The organism is Oleiphilus sp. HI0043 (assembly GCF_001634935.1).
This window is the reverse complement of sequence record NZ_LWEY01000301.1, coordinates 1-764: the sequence shown is the minus strand read 5'-3', so window position 1 is coordinate 764 and position 764 is coordinate 1. Positions and strand designations below refer to the sequence as shown.

The following is a 764-nucleotide window of genomic DNA, read 5'->3' as shown; positions in this document are numbered from 1 at the left end:
ACCAAGCCATCGTAAGTATCATCACTCAGCTTACTACCGCTTCCACAAGCAACTAAGGACAAGGCCAGGATACTCAATAGCAGCTTTAAAAAAGGGTGTGTACTCATATATGAAATCTCGATTACTGATAGCTAAAGACTTAACGCCAATAAATCAACCTTAGGACTAGGGCGAATAAATAGTCTATTAGTAAATTGTAGCAAAGTTAGGGAAATCTTTTTTGTTCTGACTCTGCATTTAACTGCCTGAGACGCGCCATTTTTTCGCCAATTTTTAGCTCTAAACCACGATTTACCGGGTGATATAACTGCGTGCCAGCAAGGTCTTCAGGAAAATAACATTCACCAGCAGCAAAGCCATCAGGCTCATCATGAGCGTAACGGTACTCCATTCCCATACCCTGATCTTTCATGAGCTGTGTAGGCGCATTTCTTAAATGCATTGGCACTGTCTCATCTCCGCCTTCCTGCACCAAACGTCGACAGGCATTAAAAGCGCTGTATACCGCATTGCTCTTTGGGGCGACAGCTAAGTAAATCACAGCGTGCGCTATACTCAGCTCACCTTCGGGGCTACCTAAGCGCTCCTGAACATCCCAGGCATTTAAAGCAAGTGTTAACGCTCGGGGGTCTGCATTACCAATATCCTCACTCGCCATCCTAACTACGCGCCTGGCTATATATAGAGGGTCACAACCGGCATCAATCATACGGACAAACCAATATAGCGCGGCGTCGGGATCAGAACCTCTAACAGATTTATGC

At 45.5% G+C, this 764-nt stretch carries 1 pseudogene; it reads right to left on the bottom strand.

From position 1 onward, the window contains the following. Positions 1-205: 205 nt before the first annotated feature. Positions 206-764: pseudogene (locus tag A3729_RS04240) on the bottom strand (recombination factor protein RarA); the annotation flags it as partial.